We start from the raw sequence: 18,801 nt of genomic DNA on the forward strand, positions 1-18,801 counted from the left end.
TCATACAAGAGACAGATTGCCGTGCTACGCCTACCTTTCGCTTCTCGATACAATTTTATTCCGCTGCGCTACATAAAACCACCTGCCTGCGGTAGGCAGGCTCGAAGTGACGGTAGGCTTGCCCGCAATGTCGGCATTTATTAAGGTTTGAGCAACTGATTACTGTTCACTTACAACTGTTTACTGATTACTCTTCACTCCAGCTTCTATTCTCTTTTTTCTTAGCTCATTGAGTTTTTGCCTTCTGACTACTGTTCACTGGCCACTTCCCATTGTTCCATGTCACCTCGACAGAGACCTTTTTCAGGTCGACGAGAGGTCTCACTTATTTTGTTGGAGGTTATGATGTTATGGGGTTAAGGGGCTACGTCATTGCGATGAGCATTTGCGAAGAAGCAATCTCATCATACAAGAGACAGATTGCCGTGCTACGCCTACCTTCCGCTTCTCGATACAATGATTTTATGTTTAAGTTTCCCGAGGTCGGTTGCCAATAAATATTAGAAGCTTCCACCTCGCTATTGGGAATGTTCATTTTTTTCATTGATAAAAAAACGAACCAGGGCCGAAAAATAAAGGTACGGTGTACCTTGATTTAGAGGAGCCAGCAGAAGCCAAGGATAGGCTGATTTTTTTATACTTGAAATCTACGGGATTTCCACGTCCACGGAGCCCAGGCCGCTTTCACTAAAGTGATATGCTCTTTGGGCGCCTGCCTACTGGGAGGCAGGCCTCCCTTTCCAGCTGTGAAAATCCCTTGATTTACTACGCATATAAAAATAGGCCGTTAAGCTTTCTAAGAGGCTTTTTGCCTATTGCCTAATGGCTTATGCCTAATGACTAGTGACTGATTACTGTTCACTCCACATTGTTAATTGCTAATTGATATTTGTTTAAGGGGCTACGTCATTGCGATGAGCTTTTGCGAAGAAGCAATCTCACAATAAATAAGCAGATTGCCGCGCTTCGCCTACCTTTCGCTTCTCGATACAATTTTATTCCGCTGCGCTACATAAAACCACCTGCCTGCGGTAGGCAGGCTCGAAGTGACGGTAGACTTGCCTACCTATCGGTAGATAAACTCGCAATGACGCTTGTAACTGACCACTGCTCACTGATTACTGTTCACTGAAAACTGAAACCTGTTTACTGAAACTGTACATTACTGAAACCTGATCATTGTTTATTGCTAATTGTTTATTGTGAACTGATTCTGACCACTTACAACTGTTCACTGTTCACTGAAACCTTCCAGTATATCAACGATAGGCCCTAACCGATCCCATTTCCAAGGTCACAGGGCCCAATTGGTGCTCTACCGGTAAAAATGCACCGCTCTCAGTGACCTGCCAAGTGTCCCAGCCGGCTTCCAGTCCGCCAATGGGGATTATATTTACCCACATCCTGAAACTGATGGGAAAACCATTGGGCTGCAACAACCAAACATAGGAATCCCCGGGGGTATCCCCACCGCTGGTGTAGGTGACCATTAGCCCCTTTTCGCCATTTTCCAAATGCACTATGCTTCTGATGGTGCCCTTGTCAAAAACCTTATAAGGAGCCACCAACCAAAAGGAGTCGTTGTTAAAATAGGAGGTTGCTTTTTTAATGAGCTGCTTCTCCTTATCCGATGTGACCCGTTTATTCCCCTTCTTGGCAGTGCTCTTGGTACTGTTTTTTAAGTCTAGGGACACTTGGTAATCTTTCCAGCTTACCAATACGGTATCTGATACCTTGTCCCATTTGTAATGGTGTTTTCCGTTTACAAAGGACCATTCCAAGTAGCGGGCCTCCTTGTAGGCCTCATGATTTAGTGCGGTTAACATCTTTGTGGCCAGGGCATCGGCTTCTTTGCCTGCCACTCCTTGGGGCAGGGGCTCATGGTATAGGGCATACAGGATACCGGCGCTTATTAATACAAGCAGCAAGAGCCCCAAGAGTATTTTACCAAGTTTTTTTAGCATATAGTGCTTATTTATATATTAAAAACCAAAGGCGGTATCATCCCCGCGTTTGTCTGCTCCTCCTTCCAACCTTCCGTTGGGAAGTACCTTTATGGCGTCTACCTTTCCAATTACCGGGGTGTTTTCTTCGTTGATGTTATACCCCTTCTTCTTTAGGTCGTTTACTAGACTTGCAGGAAATCCGTCCGGTTCAAAAATAATGGCGTCCGGTAGCCATTGGTGATGAAATCTTGGGGCATTGACGGCTTCTTGCATACTCATATTAAATTCATAGCAATTAAGAATGGTCTGGGCCACTGCGGTTATAATGGTGGAGCCTCCTGGGGAGCCTACTACCATCCAAAGCTTTCCGTCTTTTTCTACAATGGTAGGGGTCATACTGCTCAGCATCCGTTTTTCTGCGGCAATGCTATTGGCTTCGGCTCCAATAAGTCCAAACATATTGGGCACTCCCGGCTTGGCACTAAAATCGTCCATTTCATTATTAAGAAAAAAACCAAGTTCATCGGAATATAGCTTGGATCCATAACCGCCGTTGATGGTAGTGGTGGCCGAAACGGCATTTCCGAAGGAATCCACAATAGAATAATGGGTGGTTTCATCACTTTCCGTAATTAACACCTCCCCGTGCGATATGGCATCGGAAGGGGTAGCCTTATCAAAGCTGAAATTTTGCATTCTTTCCGTTAGATATTCTTCGTTCAAAAGTTGGTCCAATGGAATTTCAACAAAATCGGGATCTCCCAAAAAGTAGTTCCTATCGGCATAAGCCCTACGGGCGGCCTCGGTAAACAACTGAATGGCCTTAGTGGAATTATGCTCGTAATCAGACATCTTATAAGGTTCTATCATTTTAAAGATCTGATTGATAGTGAAGCCACCGCTACTGGGTGGACTCATGGAAATTAAAGTAAGGTCCTTGTAATTAAAAACTATGGGCGACCGCCATTTGGCTTCATACCTAGCTAGGTCTTCCACACTTACAAATCCGCCTTTGGATTGTATAAACTGGGCCAATTTCTGAGCAACCTCCCCTTTGTAAAATCCGTCTTTTCCCTGTTCAGATATCTTTTGCAGGGTTTTGGCCAAAGCCGGGTATTTTATGGTATCCCCTTCCTTGAAAATTTTGGCAAAAAATGTACTGTCACTATTCACCTGTATAAAGAGCTCCCTATAATGATCCAATCGCTCTTCCTGCTTCTTGGTGACCACCACTCCTTTTTCTGCCAACTGTATTACAGGGGCCATTATTTCCTGAATGGGAAGGGACCCAAATTTTTCATGTACGGCCATCACTCCGGCAACCGTGCCCGGCACCCCTACAGCGGTGGCGCCCAAGGTGCTTTTGCCAGGGATTACATTTCCCAAGGAATCCAGGTACATATCCTTATGTGCCAACAAGGGAGCCTTTTCCCTGTAATCCAGTCCACCGGTATTCCCATCGGCTTGCCTATAGACCATAAATCCACCACCTCCTATATTGCCCGCAAAGGGATAGGCTACGGCAAGGGCCAGTTCGGTGGCCACCATGGCATCAAAGGCATTGCCGCCCCTTTCCATTATGGAAGACCCTATTCTAGAGGCTTCAACCCGGGCAGAAACTACCATGGCCTTTTCCGTTACCAATCCGGTAGGAGAAGGGGCAGCCTGTCTACAGGCCAAGAATACAGTGCCAATAATAAGAAGAAGTAGTAGTTTTTTAATTCTTTTTAGTTGAAGGTTTTTGCCCATAATTCTAGCGCATTTGTCAACCAAGGATCTTTAAAATTAGGTGTGTGTTACACGATCTTAGTTGGTTGATATTTAGTTATTTTCGTTTTAATTGTGTGCTTTTTAGCGTAATGATAAATATTTTTGTTTGGAGAACTCTATTAATTCCTCGAAAAAAGTGGTGAACTCCCCTTCAAACTCGCTGTAATACTCCTCAAGGTCCAATATGGCATAATTCATTTTGGACTTGTTTTGGGTACGTCTGTTGAGGCCGTTCAAGACCCTGGAGATGCCTTCCATTTTTGCGTAGTTCAAAATCCAGTTATCAGCTATCATATAGGGCATCATCCGTTTTACCCCGGGGGGCAGAATGTCGTAATTGTTTTCCAGTAGGTCGTAGAAATTGTCCACAAAATGGGGTAGTGGGGTAGTGGTGTAGTCGGCCCAATTCTTGGCAAGGAAATGGTCATAGAAAATATCTACGATTACCCCACTGTAATGGCTGTAGTTTTTATGCAGACGTTTGGTACTCTGCCGTACAACGGGATGCTTGTCCGTATACGTATCTATGGCCCGGTGTAGGATGATTCCCTTTTGGATATTTTGGGGCAGGTGTTTGTATTTATTACCTCGGATACTGTCTGCAATAAAATTTCCGATCGTGATCTCGTCGTCTTCAAAGGATAGGTAGATGTGTGCTAAAAAATTCATGGACCTCGCTTGAAATTTATTAAAGTCGAATTTACAACTTAGCAAGGTAGGATTTAAACCTAAACTTTTATATTTGACAAAATTTAATAGAAAATATGACTTTAATAAAATCTATTTCGGGAATACGAGGTACCATTGGAGGAAAACCTGGGAATAATCTTACCCCCATCGATGCAGTGAAATTCGCTGCCGCTTATGGTGTTTGGTTAAAAGAATATTCCAAAAAGGAAAAATTAAAGGTAGTCATTGGTCGCGATGCACGCCTATCAGGGGAAATGATCCAAAATTTGGTAGTATCCACACTGGTAGGTCTGGGAATAGATGTGATAGATTTAAATCTATCCACGACCCCAACGGTAGAAATAGCTGTTCCTTTGGAAAAGGCCGACGGGGGTATTATCCTTACGGCAAGCCATAACCCAAAACAATGGAACGCCCTTAAGTTATTGAATGAAAAAGGGGAATTCTTGGATGCGGAGCAGGGAGCCAAAATTCTGGCGATTGCCGAAAAAGAGGCCTTTAATTTCTCAAAAGTAGATCATTTGGGAACAATTTCCAGGAATGACTCCTATATAGACATTCATATAGATGAAGTATTGGATCTTTCCTTGGTAGATGCCGATGTGATAAGGGCTGCCAAGTTTAAGGTAGTGGTAGACGGTGTAAATTCTACAGGAGGCATAGCCATTCCAAAACTGTTAAAGGAATTAGGGGTAGAGGTAGTGGAGTTATATTGCGACCCTACTGGGCATTTTCCCCATAATCCGGAGCCGCTTAAGGAACATTTGGCCGATATCTGCGAACTGGTTGTAAAGGAAAAGGCCGACTTTGGAATTGTGGTAGATCCGGATGTAGACCGACTTGCCTTTATTACCAATGAAGGGGAAATGTTTGGGGAAGAATATACCTTGGTGGCCTGTGCCGACTATGTGTTGGGAAAAACCAAGGGCAGTACCGTTTCCAATTTATCCTCTTCCCGTGCTTTAAGGGACATTACAGAAAAGCAGGGAGGCAACTACGAAGCCTCAGCTGTGGGAGAAGTAAATGTAGTGACCAAAATGAAGGCCAATAATGCCATCATTGGAGGAGAGGGCAATGGAGGGATTATTTATCCAGAAAGTCACTATGGCAGGGATTCCTTGGTGGGAACGGCGCTATTTTTAATGTTAATGGCAGAGAAAGGTGGAACGGTAAGTGAGCTTAGGGCCAGTTACCCCAGCTATTTTATGAGCAAAAAGAAAATAGAACTTACTCCAGGCCTGGATGTAGATGGCATATTGGTGGCAATGGCCAAGAAATACGAAAATGAGGAAATCTCGACCATTGATGGGGTAAAGATAGATTTTCCCGAAAATTGGGTGCATTTGCGTAAATCCAATACGGAGCCTATTATTAGGATCTATACCGAAGCCAAGAGTCAGGACGAAGCGGACAACCTTGCGGATAGAATCATAGGGGAGATCAAGGCGGTAGCCGGGATTTAATTAAGGGTAACAAGGGTCGGAGTTTATTTACTCGATAATCGAGTTTTGAACCTGACTACCGAAGGCAGGTGCTCCGACGCTTGCCTGCCTTTGTTGGCTAAGACAGGCTTGCCCCGAAGTAGTTTACGTACGACCCTTTTTTTATAGCTAATAATTATTTTTGAGATGAGCAGATTGCGAATACTGTGTATTATTTTTTTTGGAATTACAATTTTTAAGACACAGGCACAGGCCGATACCCTTAGGGTGATGAGTTTTAATATTCTTCACGGGGCTACTACCCAAAACGATTTTAATTTAGATACTCTGGCGGGGGTTATAAACCATTATAAACCCCATTTGGTAGCCTTGCAAGAGGTAGACTTTAAGACCAATAGGGCCAAAAAATACGATCTGCCAACAGAATTGGGTATACGCACAAAAATGGCCTCCCTTTTTGCGCGCGCCATGTATTATGATGATGGGGAATATGGTGAGGCGGTGCTGTCACGCTACAGTTTTGTGGCAAGTGAAAATATAGCCCTGCCCCATTTGCCAGCATCCGAACCCCGGGCAGCATTAATCACTAGGGTAAAGACCAAAAATGGCAACACCATACGGTTTGTGGCTACGCATCTGGACCACCAAAAGGAGGAGACCGATAGAATTATGCAGGCAAAGGCTATAGTAAAAGCTCTGGGGGATACCGAATATCCCACCTTGCTAGTGGGCGATTTAAATGCCGAGCCCGATAGTGAAACCTTGAATATCCTGACAGAAAAATTTACCAAGACCCCACACAAGACGGCATGGCAGGGAACCTGGCCAGCAACAGGGCCCACAATATGTATTGATCATATACTCTTTAATACACCACAAAAATGGCAGGTATTGGATTATGAGGTGCTATGTGAAAATTATGCCAGTGATCATTGTATTGTTATGGCGACACTGGTTTATTTACCTTGACCGAATGTTGTTTTAGGAATTCCCCACGTACCAATTTGGCCGTTTGATGTTCCCCTGTGTGGCTCCAGCCTGGAGGCATTACAATATAAAGTAATTTGTTCTTTATACCCGGTGCCCTGGCGACGTCCTTGAAAAGGGCCACGAATTCCCCAAAATATACATCCCAAAAATTCCCGGAGTCCATTTCCCTAGTGATACCATATTCTATTTTTATATCCCGCTCTTCATTTTGGAAGGTACCAAAAACCTTGTCCCAAATATTTAACAGGTTACAGAAATTGGTATCCATGTAAAGCGGATTTTTGGCGTGGTGTACCCTGTGGTGGGAAGGCGTTAATATGAGTCTGTTCAAGAAGCCCATTCTACCATCTTTCATCATATTTTCACCTACATGTATAAAGGCCCCATAGGTGCCATCTATAAACATTATGGCGAAAAGCATAACCGGTTCTACCCCAAGTAGGATACACACGGTGGTTCTAATAGCATCGGCATAGGGTGCCTCAAGAAAGAAATGGGCATGGGTAACGGAGAGGTTCATTTGCTCCGGGGCATGGTGGGTAGAATGCAAACACCAAAAGAGTCGCACTTTATGCCCCCAATAGTGATACAGAAAATGACCAAATTCCCAGACAATGTAACCGTAAATAAACCAATACCAGGTCATTTTGGTCTGGAACAGGGCATAGGGCTGCAACCACCCTATTATAAGTGTTACCATGGCAATGGCTATGAACCTGCCAATAAACCTATTAAATACATATATTAGGAAATTAACCTTATACACCTTGGTGTCGGGTTTTTTATAGACCAGGCCCAGTATAAATTCCAGAATCAGCAATAGGGGAATAATAGGGTAGATCAAGGCTACAACCCCGTCATAGGTAGAGAAAATACTATAGTCCCCTGCCTGTAATAATTCCAAAGCCTTACTAATTCCCAAGAAACCAATGACTTCATTGTATAGAGTACCTAAGATATCCATATTTAACAGCTCATTATTAAATTAGTGGTAAAATATACGGATTTTTATAGGTTGGTACCAAATATTAAGACCAACGACCTTTTTGAACAAACCAAGGTAAGTATACAGCAAATATATGGTCTGTTTAATATAGATGCCATTAATTTGTTGATGGGGCAGGTTTTATTTTCTTATAATGATAAAATCGCAACGCCTATTGGCCAAGTGTTGTGCATTGCTGCAGGGAACGCCATTGGAGCATTCGTTGAGCAAACGCGACTCCCCATAGCCAATAACACTGGTAATTCTTTCTGGGGCTATACCCATTTGCACCAGATAATTATAGGTAGACCTGGCCCTGTTGCCAGAGAGTTCAAGATTAAATGTATCCGAAGCCCTGGAATCTGTGTGGGCTTCTATTTTAATTTTAACATTAGGGAAGCTCTTCATAAAGCTTACAATCTTGTCCAGTTCCTTGGCAGCCTTATAGGTAATATTGTAGCGGTTAAGGTTAAAGAATATAGGGTTTACATTAATTTTTTCAACGCCATCCTCTTCTATTACGAAATTGGAGAAGGAGGTCATGGGGATGGTATCGGTTTCCTTAAAAAGAAAAGGCTTGTCCGCTTGGTTTAGCTTCTTGATCTCCTGTTTGTATTCCAATTTAAAAAAGGCGAGTGTGTAGTTGGAATCAGGGGGCAAGGACATCTCAAAAAAACCTTCATTGTTGGAAGTGGTTTCTGCTACCAATTGGTTTTCTTCGTTATAGGCCTTTACAACCACTTGGTGAATTGGGGTGTTGGTACTGTTGTCCTTAACCACCCCTTTGTAGTTCAAGGTTTTTGATAGTCCCTTAAATGAATAGATATCATCGTCTCCTTTACCATTGTCCCTGTTGGAAGACAGGTAGCCACGGTTTTCAATTTGGTTGATGATCAGGGCAAAATCATCCTTATTGCTATTGATGGGGCGGCCTAAATTTTTGGGCATGCCAAAGTCATTATTTGTTTTTATTTCGGATTTAAAAATATCCAGACCACCTAGTCCAAAATGGGCGTCCGAGGCAAAATAGAGATTGTTGCCGGTAACAAAGGGGAACATTTCCCGTCCAGGGGTATTAATTGTTGGTCCTAGGTTGATGGGAGATCCTATTTTTCCATTTTCTTGGATTTCAACATAATAAATATCGGTTTCTCCAAATCCGCCAAACATATTGGAAACAAAGTACAGCCGTTTTCCATCCTCGGTTAGAAAAGGGTGGCCAAAGGAATATTTAGGGTTGTTAAATTTTAAGGAAACAACATTTACAATGGAGTCCTGGACCAATTCCCCTTTCATGATCTGCATATTTGAAAACCCTTTGGGGTTTAGCAGTAGGTCGTTATTTTTTAAATAGTTCTGGGTGTAATAAATGGTTTTGTAATCCTTGGAATAGCTAAGGGTTCCTTCGTGATAGGCAGATTGAATATTGTTGTGGAATGGCTTTGCCTTGCTAAGTGTTCCTGTTATACTGTCTTTATTGGCGGTTAAAATAGCTAGATAGGGCTGATTGTTCCATGAATAATTATTACCCTTTCCGGTGGCGGCTTTCCGGTTGGACGAAAATATAATGCGATCCTTATAGTACATGGGGGCAAAGTCTGATAGGGGGGAGTTAATTTCGGAATTGCGAAGGCTGAACCTTGGCATTTCTGCCATTAGGCTATCCAAATATGCTTCTTGTGCCAATAGGGTTTCCAACTTTTGGGAATTGTGGCGATAGTGTTTTTTTAGTAAGCGGTTTGCAGTAATATACTCCTTACAGGCCTTTAGGCTTTGCACATATTTTATCAATGTATTTTCATCTATTCTTTTATCTTTTAAGGTATATAGGGTATCATACCATATCCTGGCATTGCTGTAATCGCTTATGTTAAAATAACTTTCGGCCAATCGTTCAACAAATAGAGGTTTTTTCTTTTTCTTTTTGGATAATAATTGCTGATAACTATCAATGGCTTCCATAAAGTTGAGGTTTTGGAAATGCGCATTGGCTTCTTCCCTGGTATGCTGGGACAGACCGGTGCTAAACAGGAATAACGTAAATATGGAAAGAAGGGTTTTCATCCGCTTTATCTTAAAAGAATCTAGGTGATCGGGTATTTGGTCCCCATCTGGGCATTATATATTTTAGTATTAGTTCATGTGAACCTTGATTATAATTTCCTAAATCCGAGATACTATAGTCATAGGAATATCCAATAAAAAAATTCCTGCTCGCCTGAAAACCTGCCATGGCACTGTAACTGTCCTGCAACCTGTGCGACGCACCCAAGGTAAATTTTTGTAGAAAGAGGACATTTAAAGAGGCATCAATAGTGGTGGGGGCATTTTCGGTAAATTTTAAAAGAACCGATGGTTTTAGTTTTAGGTCGGCCGCAACATCTAGTACGTAACCCCCTATAAAATAAAAATGACTGTCCTTTAAGATCAGGTTTTTATCACTTACCACATTGGATTTGTTCAATAGAAAATTGGGAATGGAGAAACCTCCATACCAATTTTCACTAAATATATATACCCCTGCCCCAATTAATGGCAGTGTGTTGTAGTAGTTGTCATAGCTGAGTAAGGCATCATCGGCATCATAATAATTTCCCTTGGAATAATCTACCTCATAAAAATCGGCCCCGGCATTTATGCCCAGGGACATCTTTACTTTTTTGTTTAGGTTGAGGTAGTAGGAGAACATGGCCGAGGAACTAAATTCGGTAGAAGGCCCTATGTTATCCTTAAAGATATGGATGCCCAAACCTATTTTGTGATTTATGATACCGGAAACGGTAAGGGTTTTGGTTTCGGGAGCCCCTTCTATGCCTATCCATTGCGCCCTATAAGTTAGGGTAGCATCCATTCTGTTATTCTCATTTAGGTAAGCAGGGTTTATAGTGGAGGTATTGTACATATATTGGGTGTACTGTGGCAGTTGTTGCGCCTTAAGGATGAAGGCACAAAACGTGAGGATTACCGCTAAAGGATACTTAATGTGGATTTTCATTATATTTTTTCCAGTGTAATACGTATTAGTCTTTTCTTAAAAATAACCAGCCTGTAGTATTTTCGCTTGTATTGTCCAGGTTTAGTATATAGAAGTAGGTTCCTGTGGGCAAAGGTTCTCCCTTGCCTACTACTCCGTTAACATTGGCCAGCCCGCGCCAGTTGTTTTGGTAGGCCTTTTTTTGGTAGACCAAGGCACCGTAGCGGTTAAAGATCTGCAGATTGGAGTCTGGAAAGTTTTCAATACATTCTATTTTAAAATAGTCATTGTCCCCATCATCATTTGGGGTAAACTCATTATATATGGTTATACAGGAAGGTTCCAGATTAATTTGGGCACTGTTGTTCTGGGGATCCATGTCCCTTGGAACGGAACTCTCTATAAAAGAAGTACTGCCGTATTGGCCGTTTGCCATGGTTTCCAGCTCAAGGCTAAGAACTGCTTTTTCCATGGGGGCCAAGGTGTCAATGGTCCATTTATTGTTTCTGGGATCATAATTGCCATGGGTAAGGTTTTTGGAAAGGTATTTAAAACCACTTTCCAGTTCCTCGCCTATAATGACCTCCTTAAAATTGGAGGAGCCATTGTTCTCGACGCTAATGGTCAACATTATTTTTTCGCCAATCATTGGCTGTTGTTTGCTTACTGTCTTGTTAATTTTTAAATCTGAGGTTTCCTTGATTTCTACGCTCACCCATAGTCTTTCTGTACTTTCGCAACTATTGTTAATAAGGGCGGCGTAGTAGCTCTTGCCGTGGGACAATGGCGTATCAAAGTCCAGCAGTGATCCTGCTACTGCTTGGTCATACCAAACAATATTGGATTCCAATACTTGTAGATCTCCAATGGTAGGGGCGTCTTCGGTAAAAAAGACCTGAACCGGGTTGTTAGTGGTAGGGGCCAAAAGGGATAATAGGGAAACTCTTATAGCCAGCCGATCACTACTTTCTTTGCCATCCTTTAGTTGGGCGGCATAATAGGTGGTATTGTTTAGTAAGCTGGTTTCAATAGGCAATTGCTTGCCGTTGACAGGAGTATTGTACCAAACAATATGGGGTTCATTTACCTGTATTGATTCCAAGGTAGGGTGCTCCATGGCGCAAAATTGCTGCTGCGTATTTTTAGTTGTTGGGGGGGCAACCTTATCTCTCATGTCTGTAGATGCACTATGTGGGCCAGGCGGTGTTGTTACCGTTACAGTTCCAGGGAGAAAGGTTGTTCCCGCTTCTTGGGAGGTGTATAAACGGGAGCTTTGATTAACCTTGGACATAGCCATGGGACAGGAGTGTGTACAACTGTGTGCCGGTATGCAAACAAGTAGAAAAATAAGTATAATAAGGTTTACAAGACCTTCACTTCGGTTTAAAGAACCCGCCATAGATACCAAATAATTTTGTTGTATAACGCAGAAAAAACCAAAATATTTAGTTTTTAGGACATATTTGATGTGGAACACCCAGTGTTTTGGTATGTTTTCCTAGAAAAGAGGATCAATGCTTGCTGTAGATTTTTAGAAGCAGTAGCAATGCTTATTGGAATTTTTTGGGAACTTTGTTCCGGTGTTTCCATCGTTTATGGGTCCAGAGGTAATGTTCTGGTTTTTCCATGATCTGTTGTTCGGTAAGTCGGAGAAACCTATCTGTAATCTCATTCTTTTCCGTTTGTTTTCCCTCAATGGCAATGGGTATGAATTCTGCCTGGTAGTAGCCTCTCTTTACCTTGGAAACCTTTAGGAAAACTACGTCAAGATCCAATTTTCTGGCCATACTTTCGGGGCCATTGAATATAGGAACTTTAACTCCCATAAATTCGCTCCAATATTGCGCTCTTTTTACTTGTGGAGATTGGTCGCTAACCATTCCGTAGCCCGCAATAACCTGGTTTTGTACGTTTTTATAAACGGTTTTAACCGTTTCTTGCTGGGTAATTAAGGTGGTGTTCCATTTGGCCCTTATTTTTCTTATTAGGCCATCAAAGTAACGATTCCCTATTTTTTGATATACTGCATATCCCTTGGCGTCAACATAGTTATTGATACTTACGTTCCATTCCCAATTGGCATAGTGCGAACACACGATCAGGACGCTTCTATCTTTGGTGATATTTCGCAACACTTCAATATTGGTGACCTTGTACCGTTCTTTGACCGCTTCTTTGGTAAGATCCAGAGTTTTTACCATTTCCAGGAACATATCGCACATATGGCGATAGAAATCCTTTCGGAGTCGCTTTAATTCATCCTTGTCCTTCTTCGGAAAAACAAGCATAAGATTATTCAAGACCACTTTTTTGCGGTAACCCACCACATGGTAGACGATTACAAATACGAAATCTGAAAACATATAGAACAACCTATAGGGCAGTTTGGAAATGAGCCACAAAAAGGGGTAAGTAGTAATATAAACGAGAAATTGCATGCAGAAAGAATTCTCTACAAATATAGCTATATTTGGACCCAAAATTAATAGTTTTTTTATGAATAATATTCATATTGCCACCATAGTGATAATGGCGGCCAATGTTTTGGCATCCTTAAAAGGTTTTAACGACACTTCATTCTTTGAACGATATAAATTTGGCGTTGGCGCCATCCAAGCAGGGCAAAAAGATAGAATGGTGACTTCCGGATTTTTACATGTAGACCTGTCCCATCTATTTTTTAATATGTTTACCTTATATTTTTTCGCCGATGTGGTAATCAGCTGGTTTGGCCCCAGTAAATTTGTAATGCTGTATTTTATAAGTTTGGTGGCGGGCAGTCTACTTGCGCTCTATTTTCACAAGCGGGAACCCTATTACAGTGCCGTGGGTGCCAGTGGAGCGGTAACCGGTATTTTGTATGCCGCCATATTACTGGAGCCGCAAATGCGATTGGGGATCATGTTTATCCCTATTCCGCTACCAGCCTATGTTTTGGGAATCATATATTTGTTCTATTCCATATACGGTATGAAAACAAGATTGGGCAATATTGGCCATACGGCCCACTTTGGCGGAGCCATAGGTGGGTATTTGGTAACCATATTTTTTAAGCCAGACCTGCTTTATACAGATACCTTAATGGTATTGTTATTGGCTTTGCCAATCCTGCTCCTTTTTGTTCTTGGTAAACTGGGGAAGATTTAGGAGCCAATAATATGATATAAAAAATCCCGTAAGAACATTACGGGATTTTTTATATATGGTATTTTAAACCTCTTTACTGTAAAAGCTCGGCAATTTTAGATTCCAATTCAGGACCTCTAAGGTTTTTGGCAACAATTACCCCATTTTCATCCAAGATAAAGGTGGCGGGAATGGCTTCTATATTGTATAATTTGGCCACGGCATCATTAAAATAGTCCAAGTTGGAAATATGGTTCCAGGCAAGATTATCATCTTCTATTGCTTTTTTCCAATCTTCCGCCTTACGGTCCAAAGACACGCCAATGATGTTTAAACCTTTGGAGTGGTACTTATTATAAATCTTCACTACGTTGGGGTTTTCTACCCTGCAGGGCTTGCACCATGCCGCCCAGAAATCAATAATAGTTACTTTTCCCATGGCATCCTTAAGGGACAATTCTTTTCCTTCAGGAGTAGGTCCCGAGAAATTGGGAGCAGTGGCGCCTATTGCCGTACTCTTATTTTTCTCTTCCTTTGCTTTGGCCGCTTCCAAACCTTTTACGATATTTTTGGCCGGTTGGGTTTCTTTGATTTCCTCAGACAGACCATCGTACATTTCTTTGGCCTCCCCACTTGGCAGTACTCCGGCATTTAAAGCTTTTTCTATCAATAGCGCAGAGATAAGTCCGTTTGGATTGTTCTTAATAAAATCCAATTCAAAATTCTTGTATTCTTCCTGTAGCTCGGCAAACTCGTCACGCAAGGAATTAATAGTAGCTTCATCGCCGCCCATGGTAGCCTGTTGCATATCTTTTTGAATGGAAACTGCCTGATCTGATAGTTCTCTGGATTGGTCCAGATACTTAAAAAAGATATCGTTCTGTTGGGTTCCTTTTACCTTGGCAAAATGTAGACTGTCCTTTTGGGCTGTAAGTTCAATCTCACCCTTCTCCGCTACTACCGGGGTATAGCCTTGAACTTTGTCTATAAACACATATATCAGTTCTGGTGCATCTACAGCTCCGCTCACGGTAAATTTTCCGTTTTCAACAGTGGTAGTATCTATATCTACAGGCTGATTGTTCTCATCGATCTTTCTGATAAATATTTGGGTACCGTTTTCCACATCGCCCGTCAAAGATCCATTTAATACGTATCCTTCGGGTTTACTGTTGCAGGATAATAGACCCGCAATCACGGTAAGGGATAATAGAATTTTCTTCATTGTTTGTTTTCTTTTAATTGGCGCAAATGTACTTATATATAGGTAATAAAAAAAGTCATAAATGCTACGGGAACATTCATGACCTTTATTAAAAGTTATATGGGGTAGGTTTTAAAATTGGTAGCGTATCCCCAGGGCAATGTCAAAATCGAAATTATCCGAGAAATTTTTGTAGCCTACAACGCCTATTTCCGGCCTAAAATCCAGAGAAATAAGAAGAGGGATATCAAAATTGTATTCTATACCTATATCCCCGGCCGCCAAAACAAAGAGACCGCCATCCGGGGTGTAGGACTGGTTCTGGCTGTCTGGTCGGGAAGCAAAGTCCACACTTCCAATACCGGCACCGGCACCGTAATACCAATTAAAATTGCCGTCCAAAGGCAAGACCCATTGGTATGAGGCCGTTAATTTAAAGGCGTCAAAATACCTACTGTCACGCCATCCAAGGTTGGCTTCCAATCGGTTGTCCCGATCCAAGGCTTTCTGATAGGAGATTTCAGCTCCAAATCCATCACTGTCCCCTAACCGTAGCCCTAGGGCATGATCGGAGATTTCTTGAGCGCTCACAGAGAACCAAGAACAACACAGCAACAATGCAAATAATTTAAAAATTTTCATAAGGGTTCTAAATTTAATTAAAGTAAAAAATATAAATTCATTATTAATCTGAAACAATAAAACTTAATTTAGTGCCCAAAATTGTTTTGAGGTGGATAAAAATATGCTAAATAAATTAAAGCAGGATTTAGAAGGGGAATTGTTTACAGACAAATTAATGACAACCCTATATGCAACAGATGCATCAGTGTATAGAAAAATGCCCCTGGCGGTAGCCTATCCCAAGACGGAATCGGACATTCAGAAATTGATTCTTTTTGCTAGGGACAACAAAGTTGGATTAATCCCTCGTACGGCAGGGACCTCCCTTGCAGGACAATGTGTGGGGGATGGTATTGTGGTAGATGTCTCCAAAAACTTTACCAAGATTTTGTCTGTTGATGAAGAAAAGAAACAAGTTACTGTTCAGCCTGGAGTAATACGGGACGAATTAAACCAATTCCTTGAGCCTTATGGTTTGTTTTTTGGTCCCAACACCTCTACCTCTAACCGTTGTATGATAGGTGGCATGGTTGGGAACAATTCTTCAGGGACCACTTCTATACAATACGGGGTAACAAGGGATACAGTGGTTTCCCTAAAAACCTTTCTCTCTGACGGTAACAAGGTGGAATTTAAAACCCTGTCCTTGAACGAGTATCTAGGAAAAATGGCCCTGGATAGTTTTGAAGGGGAGATTTATAGTAATATTCATAAAGAGTTAAGCAACAAGGAGATACAACAGGAGATTATCAAAGAATTTCCAAAGCCCCAAATTCATAGGCGTAATACCGGTTACGCTGTGGATGAGTTGTTGAACAACAGCGTTTTTGGCGATGGGGAACAAGGTATTAACCTATGTAAATTATTGAGCGGTAGTGAAGGAACCTTGGCTTTTACCACCGAAATAGTGCTCCAATTGACCCAGGTGCCCCCCAAGCGTTCCGCTATGGTGGTGACCCATTACAAGACCTTGGAAGACTGTTTGATGGATGTTGCGCCATTAATGGCCAATAGCCTGCACACCTGTGAGATGATGGACAAGGTAATATTGGATTGTACCAAGAACAACCGCACCCAATTGGCCAATAGGTTTTTTGTGGAGGGCGATCCCGAAGCCCTGTTGATGTTGGAGGTAAAGTCGGATACCGAAGAAGACCTGGCGCGCCAGTTGGAAAAATTGCTACAGACTGTTAAGGCTTCGGGCCTTAGCTATGCCAGCCCTATTTTAAAGGACGGGGATGTAAATAAAGCCATAGAACTACGAAAGGCCGGGTTGGGACTTTTGGGTAATATTGTAGGCGACAGAAAAGCGGTGGCCTGTATAGAGGATACCGCGGTAGCCTTGGAGGATTTAAAGGACTTTATAGGCGAATTTACACAAATCATGAAGGGGTACGGTCAGGATGCGGTGTATTATGCCCATGCAGGAGCTGGGGAGCTGCATCTAAGGCCCATACTAAATCTTAAAAAGTCGGCCGATGTTGGTTTGTTCAGGGATATAACCACGGACGTAGCCAAACTTACCAAAAAATACAACGGATCCTTTAGTGGGGAGCATGGGGATGGAATTGTAAGGGCAGAATTTATTCCTTTAATGATAGGGGATAAAAACTATGAGCTCCTAAAACGTATAAAAACTTATTTTGACCCGCATAATATTTTTAATCCCGGGAAAATTGTGGATGCCTATCCCATGGATGAATCCCTGCGCTATGAAGTAGACAGGGAAGAGCCAGAGATAGCTACTATGATGGATTTTTCGGATAGTCAAGGTATATTAAAGGCAGCCGAAAAATGCAACGGTAGTGGCGACTGTAGAAAAACCCACAAGGTTTCGGGGGCTATGTGTCCCAGCTACCACGCTACAAAAAATGAAAAGGATACCACACGTGGACGTGCCAATACCTTACGCGAATTCTTGACCAATTCGGAAGAACCCAATAAGTTCAATAATAAAGAGCTAAAAGAGGTATTTGACCTGTGTTTAAGTTGCAAGGCCTGTTCCAGTGAATGTCCCAGTAACGTGGATGTGGCTACCTTAAAAGCCGAATTCCTGTACCAATACCAAGAAGAAAACGGTTATCCGTTAAGAGGTAAACTATTTGCTTATAATACTAGTTTGAACCGTCTTGGAAGTAAGGTGGCCGGAATTACCAATGCAGTATACGATTCCAAATTTTTAGGAGGATTGCTCAAAAGAACCGCCGGGGTGGCAACAGAAAGAAGCCTGCCTAAAGTGTTTAAGGTAGATTTTGATAAAGAGTTGATAAAGGCTAAGAGTCAGGCTACTAAAACCAAATCTAAATTGGTATTGTATATAGATGAGTTTACCAATTATTTGGATGTGGAATTGGGCAGGGATGCCATTGAGGTATTAACAAGATTGGGGTATGAAGTGGAGCTATTTTATGGTGAAAGCGGAAGGACCTATATCTCCAAAGGCTTTTTAAAGCAGGCCAAGAAACTGGCGACTAAGAACTTGGAGCAACTTAGTGTCTTTACGGATAAAGGCCTCCCTATTGTGGGGTTGGAGCCCTCTGCCATTTTAAGTTTTAGGGATGAATACAAGCGTTTTGGACTGGATAATGGCAAGATGGAGGCCGTAGCGGCCAATTCTTTTTTAATAGAAGAGTTTTTGGCCAAGGAAATACAGTTGGGGCATATAACAGCAGACCAATTTACCACAGAAGCCAAAACGGTAAAGATACATACCCATTGCCACCAAAAATCCATATCCAACCAAAAGGTAACCTTTGACGTACTTAATTTGCCACAAAACTATAGTGTTTCCATCATTAGTTCAGGATGCTGTGGTATGGCCGGGTCCTTTGGATATGAAAAGGAGCATTATGAAGTGAGCATGCAAGTAGGGGAGTTAAAATTATTTCCAGCGGTGAGAAAGGCAGCAGCTGATGTAATCATCGCAGCCAATGGGACCAGTTGTAGGCATCAGATTTATGACGGAACCAAGAGAAAAGCCCTTCACCCGATCACTGTACTGAAAGAAGCCTTGCTGTGACCAAAAGTGTTCGTTAAAGGAAATGCCAATA

Annotated in this window: 14 protein-coding genes; 4 read left to right on the forward strand and 10 right to left on the reverse strand. The window is 42.1% G+C overall.

The features are described from left to right. Positions 1 to 1,259: 1,259 nt before the first annotated feature. From EHW67_RS16165 to EHW67_RS16175, 3 genes are all read right to left on the reverse strand, one after another. Complete coding sequence (locus EHW67_RS16165; RefSeq protein ID WP_126163430.1) at positions 1,260 to 1,964, reverse strand: hypothetical protein; 705 nt, start codon at positions 1,962 to 1,964, stop codon at positions 1,260 to 1,262. A gap of 18 nt (positions 1,965 to 1,982) precedes the next feature. Continuing rightward, positions 1,983 to 3,695 (reverse strand): gamma-glutamyltransferase, encoded by a 1,713-nt coding sequence (ggt, locus tag EHW67_RS16170; protein WP_126163431.1) that lies wholly within the window; start codon positions 3,693 to 3,695, stop codon positions 1,983 to 1,985. Between the two features lie 102 nt (positions 3,696 to 3,797). Further along, a complete protein-coding gene (locus EHW67_RS16175) occupies positions 3,798 to 4,385 on the reverse strand; it encodes an acyl carrier protein phosphodiesterase (RefSeq protein ID WP_126163432.1) in 588 nt (195 codons plus the stop codon). 95 nt (positions 4,386 to 4,480) lie between these two features. Between EHW67_RS16175 and glmM the strand changes: the two genes are divergently transcribed. Further along, positions 4,481 to 5,869 carry a phosphoglucosamine mutase gene (glmM, locus tag EHW67_RS16180; protein ID WP_126163433.1) on the forward strand — a complete coding sequence of 463 codons (1,389 nt, stop codon included), beginning with the start codon at positions 4,481 to 4,483 and terminating at the stop codon, positions 5,867 to 5,869. A 165-nt stretch (positions 5,870 to 6,034) separates the two neighbouring features. Further along, the gene (locus EHW67_RS16185) at positions 6,035 to 6,817 is read left to right on the forward strand and encodes an endonuclease/exonuclease/phosphatase family protein (RefSeq protein WP_126163434.1); all 783 of its coding nucleotides are present in this window, start codon (positions 6,035 to 6,037) and stop codon (positions 6,815 to 6,817) included. Here the strand turns inward: EHW67_RS16185 and EHW67_RS16190 are convergent. The 5 genes from EHW67_RS16190 to EHW67_RS16210 all read right to left on the reverse strand — a co-directional run bounded on the left by EHW67_RS16190 (position 6,789) and on the right by EHW67_RS16210 (position 13,235). After that, on the reverse strand, positions 6,789 to 7,802 hold the full coding sequence (locus tag EHW67_RS16190; RefSeq protein WP_126163435.1) for a sterol desaturase family protein: 1,014 nt from the start codon (positions 7,800 to 7,802) through the stop codon (positions 6,789 to 6,791). The two genes, EHW67_RS16185 and EHW67_RS16190, sit on opposite strands and share 29 nt — an antisense overlap. 162 nt (positions 7,803 to 7,964) lie before the next feature. Continuing rightward, positions 7,965 to 9,887, reverse strand: coding sequence for an OmpA family protein (locus tag EHW67_RS16195; RefSeq protein ID WP_126163436.1), 1,923 nt, complete (start codon positions 9,885 to 9,887; stop codon positions 7,965 to 7,967). A 10-nt stretch (positions 9,888 to 9,897) separates the two neighbouring features. Next, entirely contained in the window at positions 9,898 to 10,818 is a 921-nt protein-coding gene (locus tag EHW67_RS16200; protein ID WP_126163437.1) for a PorP/SprF family type IX secretion system membrane protein, read from the reverse strand. 25 nt (positions 10,819 to 10,843) lie between these two features. Further along, a complete protein-coding gene (locus EHW67_RS16205; protein ID WP_158285139.1) occupies positions 10,844 to 12,088 on the reverse strand; it encodes a T9SS type B sorting domain-containing protein in 1,245 nt (414 codons plus the stop codon). A 259-nt stretch (positions 12,089 to 12,347) separates the two neighbouring features. Beyond that, the gene (locus EHW67_RS16210; RefSeq protein ID WP_126163439.1) at positions 12,348 to 13,235 is read right to left on the reverse strand and encodes a lysophospholipid acyltransferase family protein; all 888 of its coding nucleotides are present in this window, start codon (positions 13,233 to 13,235) and stop codon (positions 12,348 to 12,350) included. 58 nt (positions 13,236 to 13,293) lie between these two features. Here EHW67_RS16210 and EHW67_RS16215 point away from each other — a divergent pair, with 58 nt between their 5' ends. Beyond that, the gene (locus tag EHW67_RS16215) at positions 13,294 to 13,944 is read left to right on the forward strand and encodes a rhomboid family intramembrane serine protease (protein WP_126163440.1); all 651 of its coding nucleotides are present in this window, start codon (positions 13,294 to 13,296) and stop codon (positions 13,942 to 13,944) included. A 73-nt stretch (positions 13,945 to 14,017) separates the two neighbouring features. Here the strand turns inward: EHW67_RS16215 and EHW67_RS16220 are convergent, their stop codons facing one another. Next, positions 14,018 to 15,148 (reverse strand): TlpA disulfide reductase family protein, encoded by a 1,131-nt coding sequence (locus tag EHW67_RS16220; RefSeq protein ID WP_126163441.1) that lies wholly within the window; start codon positions 15,146 to 15,148, stop codon positions 14,018 to 14,020. Between the two features lie 111 nt (positions 15,149 to 15,259). Beyond that, positions 15,260 to 15,769: a hypothetical protein gene (locus EHW67_RS16225; RefSeq protein ID WP_126163442.1), complete on the reverse strand. Its 510-nt coding sequence runs from the start codon at positions 15,767 to 15,769 to the stop codon at positions 15,260 to 15,262. 103 nt (positions 15,770 to 15,872) lie between these two features. Between EHW67_RS16225 and EHW67_RS16230 the strand changes: the two genes are divergently transcribed. Beyond that, the gene (locus EHW67_RS16230) at positions 15,873 to 18,770 is read left to right on the forward strand and encodes an FAD-binding and (Fe-S)-binding domain-containing protein (RefSeq protein ID WP_238389969.1); all 2,898 of its coding nucleotides are present in this window, start codon (positions 15,873 to 15,875) and stop codon (positions 18,768 to 18,770) included. The last annotated feature ends 31 nt before the right edge of the window (positions 18,771 to 18,801 follow it).

It is taken from the genome of Arenibacter aquaticus (genome assembly GCF_003957295.1).
GTDB lineage: Bacteria > Bacteroidota > Bacteroidia > Flavobacteriales > Flavobacteriaceae > Arenibacter > Arenibacter aquaticus.